This is a genomic window from Sneathiella sp. (assembly GCF_041689005.1).
GTDB lineage: Bacteria > Pseudomonadota > Alphaproteobacteria > Sneathiellales > Sneathiellaceae > Sneathiella.
In genome coordinates this window covers 1-3,910 of record NZ_JBDNHC010000166.1, presented here as the reverse complement: position 1 = coordinate 3,910, position 3,910 = coordinate 1, and the positions used below count along the sequence as shown (strand labels likewise).

4 protein-coding genes and 1 pseudogene are annotated in these 3,910 nt (G+C 51.8%); all 5 read left to right on the top strand.

Annotated elements, in window-relative coordinates; genetic code table 11:
- Positions 1 to 219, top strand: a pseudogene (locus tag ACESNI_RS17720) (hypothetical protein); the annotation flags it as partial.
- Entirely contained in the window at positions 219 to 2,336 is a 2,118-nt protein-coding gene (locus ACESNI_RS17715; RefSeq protein ID WP_373089440.1) for a hypothetical protein, read from the top strand. The pseudogene ACESNI_RS17720 and the gene ACESNI_RS17715, both read left to right, overlap by 1 nt.
- On the top strand, positions 2,333 to 2,545 hold the full coding sequence (locus ACESNI_RS17710) for a hypothetical protein (RefSeq protein ID WP_373089438.1): 213 nt from the start codon (positions 2,333 to 2,335) through the stop codon (positions 2,543 to 2,545). The genes ACESNI_RS17715 and ACESNI_RS17710 overlap by 4 nt, the downstream gene beginning before the upstream one ends.
- A 48-nt stretch (positions 2,546 to 2,593) precedes the next feature.
- On the top strand, positions 2,594 to 3,559 hold the full coding sequence (locus ACESNI_RS17705) for a hypothetical protein (RefSeq protein ID WP_373089435.1): 966 nt from the start codon (positions 2,594 to 2,596) through the stop codon (positions 3,557 to 3,559).
- Between the two features lie 13 nt (positions 3,560 to 3,572).
- A partial coding sequence (locus ACESNI_RS17700) for a N4-gp56 family major capsid protein (RefSeq protein ID WP_373089433.1) occupies positions 3,573 to 3,910 on the top strand: 338 nt, incomplete at its 3' end.

The following is a 3,910-nucleotide window of genomic DNA, read 5'->3' as shown; positions in this document are numbered from 1 at the left end:
GGGCGGATGAAAGTCTTTAGCACCTGCCAAAGCTGGTTTGCAGAGTACCGCCTGTACCGGAGAAGCGTTTCGGGGCAACCGATCAAAAGTTTTGATCATTTGATGGATGCAACCCGGTATTTGGTTGTCAGTGGATTGCAGTACGCAATTGTTGAGCCTTTTGAAAAATCGGACTTCCTTGTTTCTGTCCCTGTTGGCGATAGAAAGGCCGGATATTAATGCAATCTAATCTTGCTGAAAAACCTGAAGAAATTGCCGAGGTCATGGTTATGAGCCCGGAGGAAGAGGCCGCGAACCGGGCCGCGCTTGTCGAAAAATTGGCGGGCATTATCGGCGGACTGGACAAACTGGCAAAAGAGCAGGTGACAAAACGGCAGCATGTTGAAAACCGCTGGATATCGGACCAGACGCAATTCTACGGGCAATATGATCAGGACACGTTGAAAAACCTCGGGGATAACAATTCTCAGGTTTTTGTCAATTTGACGAAGAACAAGGTTAATGGTTGGGAGGCCCGTTTGTCAGACATGCTGTTCCCAACGGACGAAAAGAATTGGGGGATCAAGCCGACGCCGGTTCCCGAACTTGCGACGGCGGTTAAAAACAAGGACCCGAATGTTTCCAACGCGGCGCTTGTCGTTGTTGAGGAAGCCAACACAAGAGCCGCGGCCATGGAGTTGGAGATATCCGACCAGTTCACGACCAGCCATTATAATATTAAAAGCCGCCAGGTCATTCATCATGCCTGCGTCCTTGGAACCGGCGTTATTAAAGGCCCCGTTGTCGCCAACAAGGTAAAAAAACGGTGGCAGGCCCACACAGGTCAAGACGGCAAGGTAATGCATGTTTTGGATGACGTATCCAGCGTCCGGCCGGATTTCGTTGTTGTGGACCCGCTGAACTATTTCCCGGAAATGGACGCCCGGAACACGATGGAAAAGACGTTCGATTTTGAGCGTCACCTGCTTACAAAAAAATCCTTGAGGGAGCTGGCTCGGTTGCCGGGATTCGACAAGGATGCTGTTCGGTCGATGATCCGCGAGGGCGAGTTATCGACGGTTCCCGATTTCGTCAACCAGATGCGCAGTATCGTGCAGGATGGCGCCCAACTTGAAAAACGGTATGAGGTATGGGAATACCACGGCCCGATCGACGGTGATGATCTCCGGACGATTTGCGAATGTGTCGGCGATGTCAGGCTTATGCAGGATTTCGAGGAAGTCCTGGAAGACCCTCTGAAGGAAATGCTGGCTGTCGTCTGGTTCGGCAACGGCAAGCTTCTGAAGTTTGGGGCTCACCCCCTCGATAGCGGCGAAAGTCTTTACAGCGTCTTTAATCTTGAAAAGGACGACAACTGCATCTTTGGCTTCGGTATTCCTCACTTGATGCGGGATAGCCAGCGGGCCCTGAATGCCGCGTGGCGGATGATCATGGATAACAGCGCCCTCTCAACCGGGCCGCAGATTATTGTGAACAAAAGCATTGTTTCCCCGGCAGATGGCCGGTGGGAGTTGACGCCCCGGAAAATTTGGTATGCCGAGAAATTGCGGGCCGGGCAAAGTCTGGACCATGCGTTTAAAACCGCGAGTATCGACGGCAACCAAACTGAAATGATCAACGTCATCAAGCTTGCAAAGCAGTTCGCGGATGACGAAACCAATCTGCCGGCCGTGGCTCAAGGGGAAAGCGGATCTCACCAAACGCAAACCTCCGGCGGCATGTCGATGCTTATGAACAGCGTCAACGTTGTTTTCCGGCGGGTGGTCAAGAATTGGGACGACGATTACACGACGCAGAATCTTCGCCGCATTTACGACTGGAACATGCAGCACAGCCAAAAGGAAGAAATCAAGGGCGATTATGATGTGGACGCCCGAGGCTCAAGCGTCCTTCTTGTCCGTGAAGTGCAAGCGCAGAATTTGATGCAGATCGCCTTGCAGTTCTCGAACCATCCTGTTCTCGGGAGATACACAAAAACTGTCTCGCTTTACCGGAAGCTTATCCAGGCCCACATGATCCCGGCCAACGATGTTGTCAAAAGCGATGACGAGATTGCCGCCGACGAGAAGGCCGCGCAACAGAATCCGCCGCCGCCTGACCCTGAAATGGAGAAAATCAAGATGCAGTTGCAGGTGGCTCAGTTGAAGGCGAATACAGATATTCAGGTCGCGAATATGAACCGCGATACCGAAATGATTAAAATCGCCGAAAAGAAAAATATGTCCCTCGAAGATATCCGCGGGAAGCTGATGATTGCCAAGACGCAGACCGACAGTAAGGAACGTCAGGTCGCCGGTGAAATGGGCTTGAAGAAAGAAATGGGTAGCGGGATATGAACATCCCTTTGGACCAATTGCCGGAGCAAAGCCGGAGATCAGTCGAGGCTTATCTCGAAGACCAGATTTTAGATGCGTTAGGGCTTCTCGAAGATTCTGCCGAAAATGACGAACGTAATCGCGGGAGGATAGAGGCTTGCCGCGATCTTCTCGACGAACTCAATCCGCCTGACGCGGCCGAGAAAACGGCCCCGCAAACCTACGCATAATTTAATTCTAGCCGCTGATTGTCAGCCGCTATACCCCGGAGTTTTTTGATGAGTGATATCAAGGAAAAAGCTGAAGCTGTTAACACGGACCAAAACAAGGCTGTTGAGGATGATCAGGATTTTGAGGCCGCATTCGCTGAATTTAGCGGTTCAGATAATGCCGCCGAGAAGGACGCTATCCCCGAAGAAGATAATACTGATAGCAATGCTGATCAGGATAAGCCTGTTGTTGCCGCCGTTCCTGCTAAAGATGACCTTGATAAAACTGTTGGCACTCAGCAGGATACTGATTGGAAGGCCGAAGCCGAAAAACTAAGGGCCGAGAACGATCAATTGCAGCATCGCACCCGATCCGATTCCGGGAGAATTTCTTCTTTCCAGAAGGAACTTGATACCTACAAAGAGAAGGAAAAGGCCGCCGCCGATCAGGCCGCTGCCGCCAAGACCGCCGCCGAAGAAAATGATCCGGAGCTTTCCACGTTTGATGAAGAGTTTCCCGATATTTCAAAGCCGGTCAAAAAGCTTTTGGAAAAGAGCCGAGAACAGACAAGGGGCCTTCAGGACAAGATTACTAATCTTGAAAAGGACGCCCAGGAGACCGCCGCCGAAAAGCGATACAGCCAGATGGATTCTAATCATAGCGATTGGCGTTCCGTTGTGCAGACCCCCGAATATCGGAATTGGGTTAATGCGCAGCCGGACTTTATTCAAGAAGTCGTTATGAGCAATGCCGAAAGGCTCGTTGACGCTAACCGGGCGTCCGCAGTTCTTACTCTTTTCAAAGAACACCAAGCTACAAAAAAACCGTCTTCCGAGAGCGACGTTGAGAAGGATCCGGCAGAGAGCGCCGCCGATCTGGACAGCGATCGACAGCAAGACAAGTCCCAAAAACTGGCAGAAAAAAGACAGCGACAACTGGATTCATCGGCAACCGTTTCGGGTGGGCGTGGTGCCACATCCGGGCCGCCGGAGGATTTTGAAGCCGCTTTCAATTTCTACGCCAAGCAGAAGTAAGTGAGATAGTAAAATGGCTATAACTAATTATGGCGATATCAGCCAGCGTACCGCTGCGTGGGCAGCCAAGGTTGCGCTTGAACATGCGGAGCCGGTCATTGTCCTCGGGAAATTTGGCGAGTCCAAACCTATCCCGAAAAATACGGCGGATGGGGCCAAGTGGCGCCGGCCGATTCCGTTCGGGGCCGCAACCGTTCCCCTGCAGGAAGGCGTAACCCCGTCTTCGCAGAAAATGGCGTATGAGGACGTTAATGCGACCCTCAAGCAGTATGGCAAGCCGATTGAAATCACGGACAAGGTGAATGACACGTCGGAAGATCCTGTTTTGAAGGATGCCATCATGCTGGCGGG